15 protein-coding genes are annotated in these 18,812 nt (G+C 39.1%); 3 read left to right on the forward strand and 12 right to left on the reverse strand.

What is annotated here, in order from left to right:
* Positions 1–57: 57 nt before the first annotated feature.
* The 12 genes from ACW6NC_RS08070 to ACW6NC_RS08125 all read right to left on the reverse strand — a co-directional run bounded on the left by ACW6NC_RS08070 (position 58) and on the right by ACW6NC_RS08125 (position 15,542).
* Positions 58–561 (reverse strand): DUF4402 domain-containing protein, encoded by a 504-nt coding sequence (locus ACW6NC_RS08070; RefSeq protein ID WP_457865058.1) that lies wholly within the window; start codon positions 559–561, stop codon positions 58–60.
* Positions 562–825: 264 nt separating this feature from the next.
* Complete coding sequence (locus ACW6NC_RS08075; protein WP_457865060.1) at positions 826–2,223, reverse strand: sugar transferase; 1,398 nt, start codon at positions 2,221–2,223, stop codon at positions 826–828.
* 142 nt (positions 2,224–2,365) lie between these two features.
* Positions 2,366–3,382, reverse strand: a complete 1,017-nt coding sequence (locus tag ACW6NC_RS08080; RefSeq protein ID WP_457865062.1) for a glycosyltransferase family 4 protein — start codon at positions 3,380–3,382, stop codon at positions 2,366–2,368.
* A complete protein-coding gene (locus ACW6NC_RS08085) occupies positions 3,382–4,395 on the reverse strand; it encodes a glycosyltransferase family 4 protein (protein ID WP_457865064.1) in 1,014 nt (337 codons plus the stop codon). The genes ACW6NC_RS08080 and ACW6NC_RS08085 overlap by 1 nt, the downstream gene beginning before the upstream one ends.
* Entirely contained in the window at positions 4,352–5,713 is a 1,362-nt protein-coding gene (locus tag ACW6NC_RS08090) for an O-antigen ligase family protein (RefSeq protein WP_457865066.1), read from the reverse strand. Before ACW6NC_RS08090 ends, ACW6NC_RS08085 begins: the two co-directional genes overlap by 44 nt.
* On the reverse strand, positions 5,713–7,119 hold the full coding sequence (locus ACW6NC_RS08095; protein ID WP_457865068.1) for a glycosyltransferase: 1,407 nt from the start codon (positions 7,117–7,119) through the stop codon (positions 5,713–5,715). Before ACW6NC_RS08095 ends, ACW6NC_RS08090 begins: the two co-directional genes overlap by 1 nt.
* Positions 7,120–7,461: 342 nt before the next feature.
* Complete coding sequence (locus ACW6NC_RS08100; protein ID WP_457865070.1) at positions 7,462–8,625, reverse strand: glycosyltransferase family 4 protein; 1,164 nt, start codon at positions 8,623–8,625, stop codon at positions 7,462–7,464.
* Positions 8,622–9,437, reverse strand: a complete 816-nt coding sequence (locus tag ACW6NC_RS08105; protein WP_457865071.1) for a class I SAM-dependent methyltransferase — start codon at positions 9,435–9,437, stop codon at positions 8,622–8,624. The genes ACW6NC_RS08100 and ACW6NC_RS08105 overlap by 4 nt, the downstream gene beginning before the upstream one ends.
* Before the next feature lie 10 nt (positions 9,438–9,447).
* Positions 9,448–10,434, reverse strand: coding sequence for a glycosyltransferase (locus tag ACW6NC_RS08110; protein ID WP_457865072.1), 987 nt, complete (start codon positions 10,432–10,434; stop codon positions 9,448–9,450).
* 1 nt (position 10,435) lies between these two features.
* A complete protein-coding gene (locus ACW6NC_RS08115) occupies positions 10,436–11,425 on the reverse strand; it encodes a glycosyltransferase family 2 protein (protein ID WP_457865074.1) in 990 nt (329 codons plus the stop codon).
* A complete protein-coding gene (locus tag ACW6NC_RS08120; protein WP_457865075.1) occupies positions 11,415–13,016 on the reverse strand; it encodes a glycosyltransferase family 2 protein in 1,602 nt (533 codons plus the stop codon). Before ACW6NC_RS08120 ends, ACW6NC_RS08115 begins: the two co-directional genes overlap by 11 nt.
* 243 nt (positions 13,017–13,259) lie before the next feature.
* Positions 13,260–15,542 carry a nitric-oxide reductase large subunit gene (locus ACW6NC_RS08125; protein ID WP_457865076.1) on the reverse strand — a complete coding sequence of 761 codons (2,283 nt, stop codon included), beginning with the start codon at positions 15,540–15,542 and terminating at the stop codon, positions 13,260–13,262.
* 496 nt (positions 15,543–16,038) lie between these two features.
* Here ACW6NC_RS08125 and ACW6NC_RS08130 point away from each other — a divergent pair, with 496 nt between their 5' ends.
* The 3 genes from ACW6NC_RS08130 to ACW6NC_RS08140 are packed head-to-tail and all read left to right on the forward strand — an operon-like array spanning position 16,039 to position 18,642.
* Positions 16,039–16,899 (forward strand): ABC transporter permease, encoded by an 861-nt coding sequence (locus ACW6NC_RS08130; protein ID WP_457865078.1) that lies wholly within the window; start codon positions 16,039–16,041, stop codon positions 16,897–16,899.
* A 51-nt stretch (positions 16,900–16,950) separates the two neighbouring features.
* Entirely contained in the window at positions 16,951–17,712 is a 762-nt protein-coding gene (locus ACW6NC_RS08135; RefSeq protein WP_457865080.1) for a class I SAM-dependent methyltransferase, read from the forward strand.
* Between the two features lie 6 nt (positions 17,713–17,718).
* A complete protein-coding gene (locus ACW6NC_RS08140) occupies positions 17,719–18,642 on the forward strand; it encodes a glycosyltransferase (RefSeq protein ID WP_457865082.1) in 924 nt (307 codons plus the stop codon).
* Positions 18,643–18,812: the final 170 nt, after the last annotated feature.

Below are 18,812 nucleotides of genomic sequence, written 5' to 3' on the forward strand. Positions count from 1 at the left end.
AAACTACAACGTTATAGCAGTTTTGTTTAAGGGATTTTTAATAGAAATAAGGAAAGACTAATTATAATTCACCGTCACTTGAAGGTCCGCAACGGTATTATACACCCCGGGCTCCTGGTTGGGATTGACATAGAGACTGGCTCCTACTTTTAAAAGGGCCGGACCATTTCCGAGCACATTTTGCTCAAGTTCTGCAGTGAAATCCTGAAGGGCCATAGCTTCTCCCCCGTTTCGGAGTTCATGACTTCCCTGGGGCAAACTAATATTGAAAGAATAACCTTGTTGCCCTGTTACCAAAAAAGTAGCTGCAGAAACATTGGACGCTTCTTTAAGTTCAAGGCCTCCTGTTGCGCTCCTGGTATTATCGGGTTTTAAAATCACAGTTCCCCCATTACGTGCATCAATATTGGCGAAGTTCATATTTGAGGTAGTAGTGATACCTATGGGTTCTATAATCGTGGCTGAAGCTTTGAAACTAGCAGTCGCTGAAGCCTGGGCGCAGCATACTCCACTAACCAATAGTGTGATAATTACGATTATATTTGAGTAAAATGATTTCATGTTCTTATCCCAGGAAAAATATTAGATTAAAATTAAGGAATTTTGTAGGAATAAGCGACAAAATACATTTTTTTTCGATGAAATGCATAGTTGATTAACATTGGATCTTCTAGTAAGGTGAATACCAAAAATACACTTGGCTAATAAGTACAGTAACTGAAGGGGTTCAAGGGATTATCATCCTTTTTAAGTAGCAATAATTTTACAAGAAAATGAATTCACAAGGGGGTACAATAGCTAATGAGCTTTTAATAAGCCTAACAATTATTGCCCCCTAAAGAAAATAACAGTACTAAGGGTTTTAAGAAGTATGTTAAGATCCAGAAAGATCCCGCGATGTTTAATATAATAAAGATCATATTGAAGTTTGAGTAGACTATCCGTATGACAGGTACCATAATCGGCCATGACCTGTGCCCAGCCAGTGAGACCTGGTTTGATCACGTGTCTGGTATCATAGAAAGGTATACTATCGGAAAGTTCTTCAACAAAAATAGGTCTTTCAGGTCTTGGACCGATAAGGCTCATATCTCCTTTCAGTACATTATAGAACTGTGGTATCTCGTCGATCCGCGAGCGTCGTAAAAACTTACCGAAAACAGTTACCCGGCAATCATTCTTTTCAGCATACCTGGGACCATTAGGTTCTGCGTTCCTGTTCATGGTCCTTAACTTTATTATCTGGAAAACCTTCCCATTTTTGCCCACACGCTCCTGCCGATAAAACAGGGAACCACGATTAGCCAATAGGTTACCTATAAGAATAAAAGGTAGGATAAGTATTCCGAAAAACAGGCCGAGCAGGGAAACCACGATATCGAGAACTCGAAAAGCCAGGATATAAAATTTATTTTGATTGCTTCTACTAAATGGGAAATACCGGTAGAAGTGTTTATCGACATGCTCTACGGGAATACGATGGGTTACTTCCTCATAAACCTGGATATAATCCCGAATTGGAAATCCGCTTTTAAGAAGTTCGTTGAGTTGGTTATAAAGACTGAGCATAAGCCCTTGCTGATAACCGCTTGCTACAACAATTTCATTAATATGATGTGCCCTGATCGTATCGGAAAGTTTCTCAACGTCGAACCTCAATAAGCCGCTCTGGTCCAGATCGTGGTTGCCTCTATGATCGGTATTGACAAAACCTACCACCATATAATTGGGATCCGACTTCTGAAGGGAATCTGCAATTAACCGGATATCGAAGGAGTCCCCCACCACCAACACCCGCTTATAAAAGCGAGGCGTTGAAATCAAATTAATATAGGTTAGACGCCAGATTAGCATTGAAAAAGCTATCGCCAGGAAGAAAAAGAGAATCTGTAGTCTGTTTTCGGGAAGCACAGGGGTAAAATAGGGAGTAAGCATAAAGAAAAGCACTGTTAGGGCTGTGCTCAAAAGTACATTCTGCAAACTCGCCTCCCATATACTTGCCTTCCGGAGATCGTAGAGCTCAAAAACGGTATTGAAAATATTAAAATAAAGCAAAAAGACCAAAGTCCAGGTCCAGGTATCAGAAGTGATACGAAAATAATCAAAATCAAAAATGATTCCTATAAGACTGAGACTTAGTAAAACACAAACATTGTCAAACAACCGAAGCAGGACTTTGCGCTCGGAAATTTCAAAATGAAACAGCGGACGTTGTTCCGACATATTCTAGCTTGGTTATGAAGCTAAGATATAATTTTTCCTGAGAAAATTAGGCTATGGTTTGATTAGCTATGAATGGTTTTTGTTTTAGGTATAATAACCTTATTAAAGAGATACAGTATTAATAATTTCTGGGTATATGTAACTAAAGATCTTCCAATAAAGCTTTCCATTCCTTCTTCACAATTTCCCAATCAAAAACCTCAATTTTTTTCCTGGCGGCAAGACTGATCTTTTCGGCCAGTTTTGGCCTTTGCAAAAGCATTTTCACCTGGCTCAACATAGCAGTGGCATCCCCAGGTGGTACCAAAAGACCTGTTTTCATATCATTTATTAAGTAGGAAATACCTCCGACCTGCGTAGAAACAATAGGTAATCCTAAAGCCATGGCTTCAATCAGGCTTACTGGAGTGTTATCAATTTCAGTGGTATTTAGAAAAATATCGTAATCCTTTGAAAGTTTACCCCATTGGTCTTTGCTTAAAAGACCAGGAAATTCCACAGGAAGCTCTTTTTCCAAGGCATAGGCTACACACTCTTCAAAGGATTCATCCTTCTTTGGGCCTACCATACAAAGTTTCGCTTCCGGATAATCCACCAACAGCTCTTCCAGTACTTTTATGGCCAAAATCGGATTATAAATTTTCGCAAAAGAACGCACCCATAATAAATGGGGTTTTGGCTCACTCCTAATTTTAAAGGTATAATCGCTCCTCCTTACGGGGTTGGGAATAAAACGAGCATTATTTATTCCTTCTTCCAACAAGATTTCCTGCATATAGGCTGAAGGGCAAATATTAAGGTGGGCATTAAAAAAAAGAGCTTTTGTTGTTTGTGCATGTGATTTTATTCTGCGGTGCAATTGCCCCCCATGAAGCAATAAGATATATCTTAAGGAAAGCAAACGGCACAATTTGGCACAGTATACTGCATACCAAAAATTTCGCGTGCTGTAGGTGTCTATGAGAACAGCATCAGCCCCTTTATAATGGCCAATAATCGTAAGGAGCATATCACTTAAACGGAGCAGCTGGTTCTTCTTAGAAGAGGCTGTTGTGATCTTAAACCCTTCAATCCTTAACAGTGGAGCGAGTATATCTATGGAAGTCGGCGTTCCTCCCCGATCTTTCAGTTGGTTGCCTATATAGATCAAGTTTTTCATCAGGTAAGCACCCTGTTCCATTGGTCCTTAACCTTCTCCCAGTCAAAATTTTCAACTTTCTTCCTGGCTTTAAGACACATATTAGCTGTCTTCTCCTGGTCGGCAATTAAATTCTCAAGGGTACCTGCCATTGCCTGGGCATCGTTTTCGGGAACCAGAATTCCGTCTTCCCCATCCTTTACCAATATTGGCATTCCACCAACATTGGTGGAGACTACCCCTAGGCCGAGACTCATGGCTTCAATGACGCTTATCGGTGTATTATCTATAGTAGTAGTATTGATAAAGAAATCATAGTCCCGGGATAATTTCGCCCACTTCTTTTTAGGAAGTTTACCAGGGAATTTCACGTTTAAATGATGCATGCGAGCGAATTTTTTACATAATTTTAAACTACCATCCTTATCGGGACCTACCATACACATTTCGGCATTTGGATATTTCTGCTGTAGAATATTTAGCACCTGCAAAGCCAGCAAAGGGTTATAGCGTTTCTGAAACCTGCGCACCCATAGCAGTTTTGGACTGAATTCCCCGCGCTGTTTAAATGGATAGTTCTTTAGCTGTATGGCATTGGGAATGATCTTGATATTTTCAAATCCTTCAGCTTTAAAAATATCAAAAAGAAAGTGCGAAGGTGCAATATTGATCTTGGCCTTTCCGAATAAGCTTTTACTTAAGGACCGAGACCCCATTAAACGCTCAGGAAGATTCCCTCCATGAAGGATAGGGATGTAATCCAGGTTATAGGCCTGGCAAGTTTTGGCCACCAGGTAAGCGTAATAGAAATTCATAGCCCCATAAGTGTCGATCAGGACCACATCGGTTTTTTTATGGTAGCGGATTATCAAACCCAGCATCTCCAGCAACCTAAACGCCTTATTATTACGAGTGGAGGCGGTTTTCACCTTATATCCCTCTCTTCGTAGCACCTTGCTAAAGAAAGAAATATAAGTTGCTGTAAAGCTGTTAACGCGTAAGTCGTTTCCTATATAAAGGATCCTTTTTGTCATCTACTATATATAATAAAGCTAGTCCATAAACAAAAGCTGGCAACGCTATTCGCATAGCCGAATGATTTATGGTAAGAAACCAAAAAGCTAAGAACGCTAAAAAATAATAATTGTTCTTAAACTTGGTCCAGAAAATTACCGGCACAAGCAAAAGTATGAATAATGCGACTAAACCAAGAAGCCCATGTTCCGATAATAGCCTGCTGATCTCATTATGGGTGGCTATTTCCACACCAAGATTTTCTTCCCTATACTCTCTACCTTTTCCTACCCCGATCCCTGTAATTGGATAATTTACAAATGCATGGAGTTCAGTAGCCACCAATTCCACTCTACCAGTTGTGATATCTCCCTTTAACCTTCCCGCAGCATCCTGGTTGGAATACCGATTACCTAAAAGTCCTCCTGTTTGAACCATAGAAAATAGCCAGATTAATAAAGTTGCTGCTCCCAGGAGAAATACCTTAAAATTAAGCTGACCTTGTTCCCGGCTCCCTTTTTTATAATAAAGAAAAATGAGAAAGGCAAGAATACAAGCGATTGCCGTAAAGACTCCGCCCCGGGAAAAGGTGATCAGCGCTCTATAACCCATCATCCCAAGCAGCACCAGGTCGATTATATTGATGAGTTTATTTTTTATTGTAAAAACCCGGGTGGCCAGCAAAAATGCTCCCATTCCCATAACCGTTGATATTTGGTTAGGTCCAAAGCCTCCCGTGGCTGCATAATTTGCTTGCAGGTTAATTTTTACATCCAACATACTCGGAGTATATAAATAGAGAAAAAACGTTTGGGCGATCAAGGGCATCAGGAGCATAAGAAGGACTCTCTGAAAGTCTTCCTCTTTTATCTTTTTATAATAGCAGTAAAGGGCAGAGACTCCGAGGGCTACAGGGCCACTAAGATTAAAAGCTATCTGATTCTTGAATTCGGCTTCGTAGCTCATAGTTATAGAAGCCACCACTATCCCGGGAATAAGGATGAGAAGATATGTCCAATAAGGCACGGTACGAGAAGAGGTACCTTTAAAGAACATGCCTATTATCAGGAAGACAATTACCATATATTTGCCCGTCTCGTAGAAGACCATCCCGTCGGTTTGCCTAAAAAAAACCTCGGCTCCTGCAATATAAGCAGCGGCCATCAGGGCCTCATTATTACGGTTTTCACGAATAATAATTATAAAAAGAAAATAGAGAATTATCCCAAAGAGAATCAAGGAAGAAAGAGGTCGATAGGCGTAAATTGCGAATGCCATCCCCAGGTGAAGAAGAAGCAATTCTATATAATTGTATTTATATCTACTTGTAGCCGCCATTATCCAGTTCTCAAGTTAGTATAAAATTTCAGAAAAATTGGAAGCAGCCCTTCTTTTGAATAAGCTTTCCTAATCCTGGTCTGCAGGGAAAGAACATGCTTTGTTCTGAGATCTGGATCCCTGTAATACTGGGCAATACCGGCTGCCAGGGCATCGGGATCGCCGGGACCCACCAACAAGGCTGAGCTTCCGGTCACCTTTTTGCACTGACCCACATCGGTGCAAACCACCGGCAAATCTGCCAGGGCATACTCCAAGAGGGCCAAGGGCAAACCTTCAGAGCGGGAACCAAGTACACCCATATCGGCCTGGTTGAGAAAACCTGAGACTTCGGGAAAGCTGCCATAATAAAATATCTTCTTTTCTGAATTCGCAATTTTCTCTATAACTTCCTTTGAATAAGCTGTACCCGGATCGGACCCAATTAGATGGAGACTGATTTCCTTTATATCGAGTTTTTCAAAGGCTGCCAGCAGGTTCAGATGATCTTTCTGTGGACGAAGATTGGCGACACAAATTATTTTAAAGTCAGCAGGATCGCCTTTAAGATTGACTCCTGAATCAGCAACTTCAGCAGGGACGATAAAGTTATTAATCTTAATCACTTTGGGGGAATTCAGTTTCCGTTGCGCCCAAGCCTTAAGATCTTCGTTTACAGAAATTATTCCATCGAAATACTTTGAGAGAGGTTTCAGTAAATTTGTATCCCGCTGTTCGATCCACTCCGATTCCCCGTAATGATCATGCCACACTAACTTTAGCTTCAGTCCGGATAACTTCAACAACACCCCCCAGAACCAGGAAGTCCCATGAGCGTGTACAAGCTGGATCTTTTCCTTCTTTATAAATTGTCGTAGCTTCCAAAATGTCTTAAGGTCGAGGCTGTGTTTTTTATTCAGAAACAAATAGCCTACCTCCTTTTTCAGTTCCTGTTTCAACGTGCCTTCTTCCCGGGTACAGCAAAGATATGAAGCTTCAATCTCTACGATCAACGAATTCGCAAGGTTCACCGCCATGCGTTCGGCTCCGCCGGGGTTTAGAGTATCGATTAGTTGTAATACCCGAAGTTGTTTATGGTTTATAGTTTGTTGTTTGTTGTTTTCGGGTGTCGGTTCTGAGTTGTCTGTTTTAGGTTCTGAGTTCTGGTCCCGATAACTACCGGGAGTGAATTTTCCGTTGTTGGTTGTGGCCGTGCTGGCCGAAGTTCTAGCGAAGGGGTGTTGTAGGTTGAGAGTTTTAATTTGTGAATTATCAGGTGCTAATGACCCGTAATCTGGCTTTTTTTCTTTGAAATACTTTGATATTGTGACTGAACCGAGCGAAGCGATTTTTTTATCCCGTGTGTAAGTGTAGCAAATCGGCAGTGTAAAAAAAAATTGAAAACCTGGAAAAAATTTAGGTGCCAATGGGCGATTTTTTGGCCCTGTTGCTAAAAAAACACCTCTACATAGGGCGCCCTTTTTTGTTTCGTTTTTTGGGCGAGCAAAAAATGAAAGGATAAGCAATTCTTGAAAGGCTAAAAATTCCCTCATAAATAATTTAAATGAAAATTATAATCATATATAAACCCAGCTGCCAAAGCTCCAAGTCCTCAAAATGTGCAACCTTAGCCATCTTTTAAATATTTACAAATTCCACACTGAAATTATAAAATTAAACCGGAACACACCGTATATCACACGAATTGCTAATTCATTTTACACGTTGAACGGGAAACATTGAACCTGCCCTGGCAAACATCTTAAACTTTAAACGAATTCCCGAATCGATTTTTCAAACTTTTCCAGAGTATATTCCTGACTCCATTTCTGCGCAGCTATGCACATTCGCTCGATCTCCTCAGGATTCTCAATTAGCGCCTGCACCTTCTTTGCAATAGCATCCAAACTTACATCCTCAACACTTGAACCTTGGACCTTGAACCCCGAACCCTCAAGGATTCCACGCCTAGTATAATTTAACATCCACGCTAGACAACTAATATTAGTAGCCACAGGAATACATCCATACCACATTCCTTCCGCTATTGCCTTTGGCCAGCCTTCGCTCTTTGAGAGCAGAACCACGAAATGGGCTTTTCTATAGGCTTGTTTTAATTCTTCCAGGCTTTTCCGGCCTTTTAGTCGTACGAATTTTTGCAGCTCTGTTTCCTGAATCAAGTCTCTAAGAGAATCTTTTAAAACTCCGTCCCCGTAAATCTCTAGTTCGGCTTCTACTCCTCTTTTCTTAAGCACCCAGATAAGATTGATTGCCTCAAAGACTCCTTTGCCTTCCACCAGGTTTCCGGTATAGACAAACTTATATGGGGGGCTGAAATCTTTTTGAACTAATTCTCTATCCTTTTCAGAAAAACTTGCGGTAAAAAAAGGAATTATATTTTTAGTCTGTCGCGGCCAGTCTCCGTAAACCAATACGTTGAGATTCCGACTCAAGAAAGTATTACTTAATATCCATTTCTGAAGCCTGTAGCTGAGGGGTTGCCTGGAATCGGGATCCCAGTTCCCTGCGTATTTAATCGATTTGGGTTTCTTCGGAAAAAAGATCTGGGCAATAGCGGCAAGCAACCCGATATTCCCCGGGCATCGCAAATGCAAGTGATCGGCCCGGCGCATTGCCCCCATTATACGGAAGAAAATCACCGGTATTTTAACGAGTGTTATAACGATATTTTTAACTTCAAGTAGATTAAAAGATGGGATTGCAGTAAAAGTTAAATTTTCGTGAAGATACGGAGCCTCCATTCCCCGGGTCTCCTGCTCCCCCATTCTCCTTCTCTTCTCCAAAGGTGCCACAACTTCAACTTCTTCTGGATATTTAAACCACAAATTCATCTCACGCACATATGGGCTATAGGCATAATAACGGTCCTGATTTCTATGATGAATCACGTGGGTGAAAATGGCAAATCTCATTTTGATGGCTTTTTAGCCATGCGCATACTTAAATGCATACATGAAAACATATGTTCATCAGAACCGGCAGACAAATCCCAGTCTTCCTGATGCCAGGCCCTGGCCTTTGTTAGTTTTTTTTCTTCAGATAGCGGCATAAATCCAATCAGGGCACTCCACTTGGCCTTGCCCAACACAGCCCTACGCTCCTTCATTTCAAATGCCTTTTCGAACTTATAATAAGTCTTTTTGGAAAAAGGCCACTCCCAATCCCGGTCACTTTGGAAAGGTCGGTAGATATTTCTTAATAACTTTATAGGCTTACTGGTCTGAAGTGGGTCATAACTAATAATCTCACCTCCGGCCGCAAGTTTTTCGAGCAATTTATTTATTAACTCATCTACATCTTTAAAATGATGTAAAACCCCATAGGCATAGATCAGGTCGAAATCTTTTTCAATGAATTCCTCTGAGAGAAAATCCATCACCTCAGCACGGGCTCCGGCAATCTTTTCCAGTCGATGGTTCAGGTTGTTTATACCTTTAGGACTCAGGTCTATGCCCAGGTATTCTTTAGAATTTTGAGCCAAGTAAAAGCTTAGGGAGTTCCCGGCATAACAACCCAGGTCCAGCACCTTTTTTTCAGATAGCTCGCCAAACCAGCTTTTATGCAATTCATAGATATCCCGCTCAACCCCGATGTCTTTTTTGATCCGGTTTAAGGCCCCATTCCGGAAATAAGACCACAGCCGGGTAGCAGCATTCTTCTGCTTGGAATCGTAGAACTCTTTTTGTTTTCTATTAATTATTTTCTTATTATCATTTTCTCCCATAATTTTAAAGTTAGTTGAAATGGGATAATAATCTTTGGATTGATTTTTTCGGCGTTAAGTATTGATTAAAATACTCCTTTGAGTTTTTTTCCATTCTATTTCGGTAGACCTCATCATTAAAAATTTTACGAATCACCTCTTTTATTTCTTCTTCAGTGGGATTAACATAATGCACATGAATTCCGTGTTTTAAAGGCTCAGGTAATTCATTGGTATAGGATGTAGTTATGATAGCTTTACCTAAAGCTAAGAATTCTGCTAATTTCCAACCATGACATTGTTGAACGGCCGGAGTATTAAAAACCACAAAAGATTTCTTTATTCTTTTTAAGTATTGTGAAGGCGGAATTCTTTTATCTATAAGATCAGAGTAAATTAATTCATTTTTATCAGAACGGGGAGCAAAACCACCTTCAAATTCTATTTCTTCTATTTCTTTACAAGCTTTTATAAATTTAGACCTTAATTCATTTGTTTCCGGTTCATTTTTCCAGAGGGAACTAATGAAATAAATATAATTATTTTTTGATTTATAGGCTTTTAAATACTTTTTATAAGGAAGCCTTTTATATTGTCGCCAATAACTGGTAAAGAAGTATTTTTTTAGGTAAATCCTATCTTTTGATTTATAATAATTACTTAGGGAAAAGAAAATGGTCTCAGGTATAGACCAAATCCGTATTCCAAAACTTGGTCCCAGTATTTTAATTTTCTCGCTAAGTGTATTGGGCAGGGTTAATTTGTTGTAATTTACCTTACCATAAATATTGCACCATTTAAGTTCCTTCACAGATATTCCAGGGGAATCAAGAGCATCAATTACAATTTTGGTTTCTTTTCCATTGTTTTTAATTATAGCTGCTAATGTTCTTGATGTGAATTTAGGAAATTCCCTGGCGCCAAAACTTACATTCTTTCTACCATATATATTATAAAGTCCTTCAATATAAAAAGAATAGTAAAATACATCTACTACCGAATAGATTATTATTTTCATTCTATTTCTTCGGTTTTTTAATTAGCAGGCTAAATAATCCATTTATCCTTCCAACACTTTCGAAAAATGTTTCTTGTTTTTCACCTCTATTAATTATATTACCTAAACGTACCAATATAAGAAGAACAGCAAGAGCATACCATTTAAAAGTAGCTTTAATCCCAGGTGAATTATATTTAACCCGCCAGACATACCAGCCGTTTCTGATCACCATTTTACCATATTTGAATTTATCCGGCCTGCCCGATTGTTCATGATGATGAGCCACCCGAGCCGCAGTATTCACATAAAGCTGACCAAATTTTGAAGCCCGGAGACAAAAATCCATATCCTCATAAAGTCCATAGCCAACAAAATATTCACAAAAGTTAAGCTTTTGAAACAAGCTTTTTCGATAAGAAGCCACCCCACCCATAAAGAATTCTACCGGGTAGGTTTTCCCCGTGGGAGGCAAAAAGCCAATAGAAAGCCCATTGGAAAATTCCGGCATTATCCCCGGGGGGCGATCGCTTAATAGTCCCATTCTTTTCCGAAGCAGGTTCCTACTACCCAGGGTTCGAATGAAGCCATCAATTTTAAATTCCTGATAAGCCGGTGCCCTATCGTTTTCTTCCCAGTTTACTTCGTTGGTGATATACCCCCCAATCCCAATCGCATCAGGAAAAACCGAATAAGTGGTGATAAGTTTTTCAAAATAATCCGGTTCCAGTATGATGTCGTCATCAAGAAAACAGATAACCTCTATATCTTCCGCGGCCTTTTGGATCCCGTAATTCCGTTGACGGGTTAGACCACGATCCTTATCTTCTACCTTAAAATATTTCAAACCCGGAAACTTTTTATTTTCCAGTAGTTTTCGGGTGAGCTCATCGGGGGAGGCATCGATCACCAGCAGCTCATCGGGCAACCGACTTTGTTTAGCTAATGACTCCAGCAATTTACCAATAGCCCCGGGTCTTTTATAAGTGCAGATGATCAGATTAAATTTCATCCGGCATCTTTATTTTTTGGTTCTCTATGGTTAATGCTTCAAGTTTTTCTGACCACTCCTCACTTTTTCTCCAGCGTTCCCTCATCATTTTTAGATATTTGATAGGGCTCTTTATCTCCTGCATGAGATAATAACGAAGGAAAAGTTCGTTTTTATAGCCTTTAAGTTGATGCACAGTATAATATTTCCTGACGTAAATCATTAATGTAGGGGAAGGTTTAGGTTTATCCTGTTGCCAGGGAGGCAAATTTAATTCTCTGAAGCCCCCTCGGGGAGCCTTCAGATGCAGAGTTTCTATTTCAGGATGATAGATGATATCACAGCCGGCATAGCGCAGCTGCATTCCGTAATCCTGATCTTCTCCAAATCCATATTCAAAAACCTCATCAAAGCGAAGTTTTTTACAATAGCCTGCATTTACTATACTGGTGCCTGATCCAAAACTCCCCCATTGTTTTATTTTATGAAAAACGGTCATTTCTCCTTCCTGTTTACAATTAATGTTAAGGCAAGGCACGCCAAGTCTTTTTAATTCATCCAGGCTATTGTGCAGCAGATCTGGCTCAAATCTTATATCGTCATCGGCAAAGAAAACCCAATCGGCATCCACCTCTTCAAGAGCTATATTTCTTGCATTGCAGGCCCCGGTTTGATGTGTGAAATGATGCACTATATTAAAAGGCCAATTTCGGGTTTTTAATTCCGTCAGAGCAGATTGGGAATCCGATTGCGGATTCTGTTCTACCACAATCACTTCATTGGGAAGAAGACTTTGGACTTTCAGGTCTTCCAGTACCTGCAACAGGTATTTCCTACGCCCAAGAGTAGGAATAATTACATCAATGCGATTTCCGGTATTCTCAGGTTTCATGGACTTCACCACAATATCTGAAAGGTCCACCTCCTTCTTAAAATATTTTTGCTGAAAAACTGCCCGGACTACTGTCAAAAACGGGAAAGAATTCTCATATTTCATAAAGCACCAAAACAATAACCAGACACGAATGCTTTTATAATGTGAGTACACGAAAGCAAACAATTCTTTAGAAGATGCTGTGGCCTTAACATTAACCGTGTCAGGCTGAGCCTGCCCGGAGGGCGACAGTCGAAGTCCCTCCTTTACCAACTGCGGCACACTATAACAAAACAGTCCGTTCTGCTGCCCCAGTTTGGCGACGGAATTCAGTAGCAAACCAAAATCCCTGATAGGTCCGAATAAGTTTTTAAACTTCAGCAGTACTTCTCCTTTTATCCCTCCAACATCAGTACTCATTCTCCAGGTCGCATACTTAAGGTTTCGGCTAACATTCACAAAAGGCAACTGGTCAATATACCCGATAGCCCCGGGAAGATAATCTGATTTCACAGCATAGGAGGCCATGATTAGGTTGTGATGAAAAACTTCTTGCCAGGACTCTGGATGCAAATAATTTTCGAATTCCTCCTCACACCAACATATCAATTCCTCAGGATACTGTTCCGCTAGATCCCAAAAATTCCTGCAAATATCAGTTTCCTTCACCTTTAGATCTCCCCCTTTATAATGGACGCGGACAAGCTTTTCAGCATGTTTATGGATAAGGAGGAGCATAGGTGCTTTTCTGATTTGAACAAATGTAAAAAAATTAGGTGTTAGTTTTTCATTGGTGATCTGTAGTTTTTGCTAAGTAGGTTAATCAATTTAGATTATTTAAGCGAAGCCCACGATACTTTCCTGGGGAGTTACAACATAAAATTTGCAGTGGAGACTGAACAAAAAAAAGGAGACATAAGCATGGCACTGAACTCCCTCCCTACCGGGAATTAATGACAGTTTTATGTCTCCTCCTTTATTTTATACTTCTGCGTACTCTTCCTCGCGTACTTTCTCTTTTTTCTCTGTTGGTACTTTCTTACTGCTGTTCAGAGAGAAAACAAACCATACAAAGGCAAATAGACCTATAGCAAATATGGTATCACCAATGGCCCTTAACCAGCGTAGGGTATCCATTCCCGGTTGTTGCATGAACTCGGCCGATCTAGCGTACCACATTCCCTCATTTACACTGGCTACCGTTTGCAGTAATCCAATGGGAAGTACACTTAGAAGTACCATTAACAATAAGCCTATATTTATAGACCAAAAAGAAAAACTTAGGAGTTTGTCATTCCATATCTGAACCCTGTATAGGCTTCTCAGCACAAATAACATCAGTCCAATCCCCAGAAAACCATAAACTCCAAATAGCGCTGTGTGAGCATGTACAGCGGTGGTGTTCAGTCCCTGCATATAATAAAGAGCTATTGGAGGATTGATAATAAATCCGAAAATTCCAGCACCTAAAAAGTTCCAAAAAGCTACCGCAATAAGGCAGTATATAGGCCATTTGTAATCCTTGAGCCATTCCGTGGCCTTGGATAGCTTATAGTTTTCATAAACTTCATATCCAATCAGCACCAGTGGTACTACTTCCAATGCACTAAATGTTGCCCCCAATGCCATAACGGCCGTTGGCGTTCCACTAAAATATAAATGGTGAAAAGTTCCCAGAATACCACCGGAAAGAAAAATAACCGTAGCTAATAACACACTCAGTGTTGCCGTTTTTGTACGCAGTAAACCTAATCTAACAAAGAGGAAGGCAGACACTACGGTGGCAAAGACTTCAAAGAATCCTTCTACCCACAGGTGAACCACCCACCAACGCCAGTATTCTGCAATGGCAAGGTTGGTTTGTCTTCCCCACATTAGACCTGCACCATAGAAAAGGGCAATAGCGGCTGAAGAAACCAAAAACATTATTAGCATATTTCTTTCCGCAGTTCGTTGTCTTATTACAGGAAGGAGTGGTCTTACCATCAGGGCGAGCCACACAAATAGCCCTACGAAAAGGAATATTTGCCAGAACCTTCCAAGGTCTACATATTCATAACCCTGGTGTCCAAACCAAAAATTCTCTGCTAATCCTAGTTTTTGCATGATCCCCATCCATTGTCCGGCCATTGAACCAAAAACGATCACCAAAAGACATACGAAAAGGAAGTTCACTCCGAATTTCTGAAATTTTGGGTCTTTGCCTGAAACAGCGGGTGCTATATATAGACCAGTACCCAACCAAGCCGTGGCAATCCAGAGAATTCCAAGCTGAACATGCCAGGTTCTTGAAATCGAATAGGGTAGAATTTCGGCCAGATCCAATCCATAGAACCCATCACCTTCTACTCCGTAATGAGCAGTAACCACACCAAAGGTCACCTGGATAAGGATAAGAACACATACTATCCACATATACTTCTTTACCGCTTGCATTGAAGGGGTAATTGTTTGTTTCATCAGTGGATCTACCACAGGTTTTTCAGGTTCATCCTCTTCTTTCATTTTTGCATGATAGAACACCATAAGCCCTATTCCTACAAGGAGAAGGATTATACTGAATCCTGTCCAGATAAGTAGGTCTCCCGTAGCTTTATTACCCACAAGATCATCCGGAGGCCAGTTATGGGTATAAGAAACTTTCCCGCCTGGCCTTTCAGTAACGGTCGCCCAGGTGGCCCAAAAGAAAAAACCGGCCATTTGATGCATTCGTTTTTCATCCTTAATGGAGTTCTCAGGAATGGCATAATAATTCCTAAGCTCGTCAAGTTCCGGATTGGACATAAACAATCCGCGGTAATAATCACTTAGATGACTGACCGCCTTTGCTCTTATAGGAGTGATGGTAATACTTCCATCGGCCTCATTATAGGTGTTCTTCCTCAGTTCGAGTTGAAGCCTTCTTTCCAGGAGCGCCTGCTTTTCACTTTCAAGCTCTTCGTAGGGCTTGGCATAATCCTCTTCAGACCATTGATTGAGGATGAACAGGGCCTCACGGTGAAGCCAATCTGCAGTCCAGTCAGGGGCCTGATAAGCACCATGTCCCCAAATGGAACCAACTTCCTGGCCGCCCATACTTTGCCAAACATTCTGGCCGTCCTTAATGTCCTGCCCTTCAAAGACAATTTCACCTTCAGTGGTGACAACCTTTTCGGGCATTGGAGGAGCCTTTTGATAGATTTCAAAACCATAGTAACCAAGGATTGCAAAGGATACTGAGATTACCAGTAGGAATGCAATCCATAATTTTCTTTCTTTTGTCATGAGGTAATAATTTGAAGCCAAAAAAGAATTTAAAACCTATTCTTTTCTGGTTTGGTTAGGATATTTTTTTGTTTAAGTAACTCAAATTAAGAATTTTAGGTCGGAAGAAAAAAGGGCAGGCTTGTTTTGTGGTACTTTCATAATTTGATTTTAAATGGGTTATTTATTTAAAAGCAAAGATGAAAGCTTCAGAAGCGTTGATTTATGAGTCGGGTCATAAAGATCCGATTTCCCCTACTTTATTACAAGCATTATGAAACCAGCCTGACAGTGTTGGTTTTATAAAATTTTTTAATGATAAACGTGTGCCACACTGAGCCCGAAGGGATCGAAGTGAAAATCCAGTATACAGATGCTCATAGAGGAGAGTAAAAGAAGATTTAATAATTAATTATTTGTTATTGTTTTTTCTTCCCCCCGCTTAATCCCTCCTTTATCAAACTCTTTTTCTAAAAAATATCGTTAATTTCACTTCCTAAATTTTATTTTATATACAGTGAATAATTTAGAAGACGACTGGCTTTACGAGATAAGTCCGAAGCGCAAATTAATCGACCTGAATTTTAAGGAGATTTGGGCTTATAAAGACTTGCTCATTCTATTTGTAAAGAGAAATATTATTACTGTATACAAGCAAACCATACTGGGGCCACTTTGGTATTTTATCCAACCTTTATTCACCGCCATTACTTTCACCCTGGTTTTTAACAATATTGCCAATATTCCGACAGGAGATGTGCCTCCCTTTCTTTTTAATCTTACCGGGATTACAGCCTGGAACTATTTTAGCCAATGTTTCACAGGCACTTCCAGCACTTTCAGAGCAAATGCTGGAATATTTGGAAAGGTTTACTTCCCAAGGGTAATAATGCCATTATCAACGGTTATTACAAACCTCTTTAAATTTGGAATTCAGTTATTAATCCTCATGTTAGCATATATTTATTTAGTTTGGAATGGCAACAGTATTAGCCCAAATTATAATCTTTTTCTTTTTCCTGTTTACGTTTTGATGATGGCCTTACTTGGACTAGGACTTGGAATGATTATCTCTGCCTTTACAACTAAGTACAGAGACCTTACAGTTTTAGTAAGTTTTGCAACCTCCCTTTTAGTATATTTCTCCGCTGTCCCCTATCCTCTTAGTGAGGTTTCCCAAAAATTACCCGAATGGGACTGGATAGTAAAATACAATCCCTTAACTCAAATTGTTGAAGGATTTAGATATATGATATTGGATACCGGCATTTTTACATGGACCGGTTTCTTCTATACTCTCATTGTTTCAGTAATATTATTTTTAATCGGACTTGTTGTTTTCAATCGAACTGAAAAAAACTTTATCGATACAGTTTAGAAAAGTTTTATAATAAATCAAAAGCAAGCCGAATTTGAAAAAATGAATTGAATGAAGCTAAAGAATATTATTAAAGAGGAATTTAAGAAACCTTCCAGGAAAAGATTGCTTAATTCTTTAGATGACCTAAGAGCCTTATTTTTTCGAAATAACCTTAACCGGCTAGCCAAAATCTACAGAACTGATAAAGGTATAGGTCATTCTTACGTCCAGCACTATCAAAATCATTTCAAAGGGCTTAGATTAAAAAAAATTAAGCTTCTGGAAATTGGAGTCGGAGGTTATTCTTTTTCTCATTTGGGAGGAAATTCTTTACGGATGTGGAAAAGATTTTTTCCTTACGGTAAAATTTTTTCATTAGATATATATGATAAAACTTCGCTTCAAGAACACAGAATTAGGATTTTTAAAGGGAGCCAGGTAGATCCCGACTTCCTGGAAAGGGTTGTAAGGGAAATGGGGAGCATAGATATTATTATTGATGATGGAAGTCATCAAAACGAACATGTTATTACTACTTTTAAGTTGCTATTTCCAAAATTAAAAAATAGGGGCTGGTATATAGTGGAAGACACCCAAACATCATACTGGGAGAACTATGGAGGAGACAGTGAGGATCTTAATAACTCTAAAACAATGATGAACTTCTTCAAATCCTTAACCGATTCTTTAAACTATAAAGAATTCAATAAGCGGGATTATTCACCCAGCTATTTTGATAAAAATATTGTTGCTATTCATTTTTATCACAATATTATTTTTATTCAGAAAGGGATTAATACTGAAGAATCTAATGTTTTAGAAAAGAAATAATTTGGCATGGATGAAGTGAAAGAAATCTATGTAAGTGTCTTTGTGCTAACCTATAATCAGGAAGAATTTATAGGGCAAACCATAGAGAGTATTCTTGATCAAGAAACGAATTTTAAAATTCAATTGGTTATAGGGGAAGATTGCAGCACAGATGATACCCGCCGAATTTGTGAAAAATATGAAATAGATTATCCAGAATTAATCAAGTTACTTCCTTCGAAGAAAAATCATGGGCTTATAAAGAATTTCATCAGGACCTATAAGGAGTGTGAAGGTAAGTATGTTGCTATTTGTGATGGAGATGATTACTGGACAGATCCCTTAAAACTTCAGAAGCAGGTAGATTTTTTGGAAAGCAACTCTGATTATAGCATTATTTTTACTTCTTTTAAATTTCTATTTCCAGACGGCCGGATGGTAGAAAAAAATTATAGTAACCAAAGTACAAATACCAATTTTGAAGACCTGATCTTCGGAAACTATATATCTTCTGTAACAGCAGTATTCAGGAACAAAAAAACAATTGCTGACTTTCCCGACTGGTTGGGCACCTGTCCTTACGGCGATTGGCCATTATATTTGTGGACGGCCAGAAATGGCAGTAAAATAAAATTTTTAAAAGATGTAACCGCGGTATACAGAAGGGAAATTGGAGTTTCAGAAAAAATGAAACTGGTGCCTAGCAAGATTGCACTAGAGAATCTTAAAATTGTTAAGAATGTTGGGAACGATTCTCATTTTCCAAAATTTCAAAGGGAAATAAAAGAAAGTTTATTAAAACATCAAAAAGAATTATTGGTTTGTCATATTAGAGAACACCAATATTTTAATGCACTCCAAATGAGCTTTAAAATGTTTTTAAGAACACCTTTAAAGATGCTTCATCTGTATGCTTATTTGATTAAACGTAAATGTATTCCCTTAAAATAAAAAAATAACTGTAAGAAAATAACAAGAATTGAAAGTTAATTAAGAAGTATATCAAGGTTAATACCTGCGTAGAAATATATTAGAAAAAAATGCAGTTATGATTAATTGCTCTAATTTTTTAGAATATTTAAAAATTATTCATCCATATCATAAATTAAAAAAATCACCAA

The organism is Salegentibacter profundi (assembly GCF_054121475.1).

Excerpts from the sequence above, each read along its gene's own strand:
- ACW6NC_RS08140 (WP_457865082.1), top strand. The coding sequence starts at position 17,719 with ATGGATGAAGTGAAAGAAATCTATGTAAGTGTCTTTGTGCTAACCTAT.
- ACW6NC_RS08105 (WP_457865071.1), bottom strand. The coding sequence starts at position 9,437 with ATGGGAGAAAATGATAATAAGAAAATAATTAATAGAAAACAAAAAGAG.
- ACW6NC_RS08075 (WP_457865060.1), bottom strand. The coding sequence starts at position 2,223 with ATGTCGGAACAACGTCCGCTGTTTCATTTTGAAATTTCCGAGCGCAAA.
- ACW6NC_RS08115 (WP_457865074.1), bottom strand. The coding sequence starts at position 11,425 with ATGAAATTTAATCTGATCATCTGCACTTATAAAAGACCCGGGGCTATT.
- ACW6NC_RS08100 (WP_457865070.1), bottom strand. The coding sequence starts at position 8,625 with ATGAGATTTGCCATTTTCACCCACGTGATTCATCATAGAAATCAGGAC.
- ACW6NC_RS08120 (WP_457865075.1), bottom strand. The coding sequence starts at position 13,016 with ATGCTCCTCCTTATCCATAAACATGCTGAAAAGCTTGTCCGCGTCCAT.
- ACW6NC_RS08085 (WP_457865064.1), bottom strand. The coding sequence starts at position 4,395 with ATGACAAAAAGGATCCTTTATATAGGAAACGACTTACGCGTTAACAGC.
- ACW6NC_RS08080 (WP_457865062.1), bottom strand. The coding sequence starts at position 3,382 with ATGAAAAACTTGATCTATATAGGCAACCAACTGAAAGATCGGGGAGGA.
- ACW6NC_RS08090 (WP_457865066.1), bottom strand. The coding sequence starts at position 5,713 with ATGGCGGCTACAAGTAGATATAAATACAATTATATAGAATTGCTTCTT.
- ACW6NC_RS08070 (WP_457865058.1), bottom strand. The coding sequence starts at position 561 with ATGAAATCATTTTACTCAAATATAATCGTAATTATCACACTATTGGTT.
- ACW6NC_RS08125 (WP_457865076.1), bottom strand. The coding sequence starts at position 15,542 with ATGACAAAAGAAAGAAAATTATGGATTGCATTCCTACTGGTAATCTCA.
- ACW6NC_RS08135 (WP_457865080.1), top strand. The coding sequence starts at position 16,951 with ATGAAGCTAAAGAATATTATTAAAGAGGAATTTAAGAAACCTTCCAGG.
- ACW6NC_RS08110 (WP_457865072.1), bottom strand. The coding sequence starts at position 10,434 with ATGAAAATAATAATCTATTCGGTAGTAGATGTATTTTACTATTCTTTT.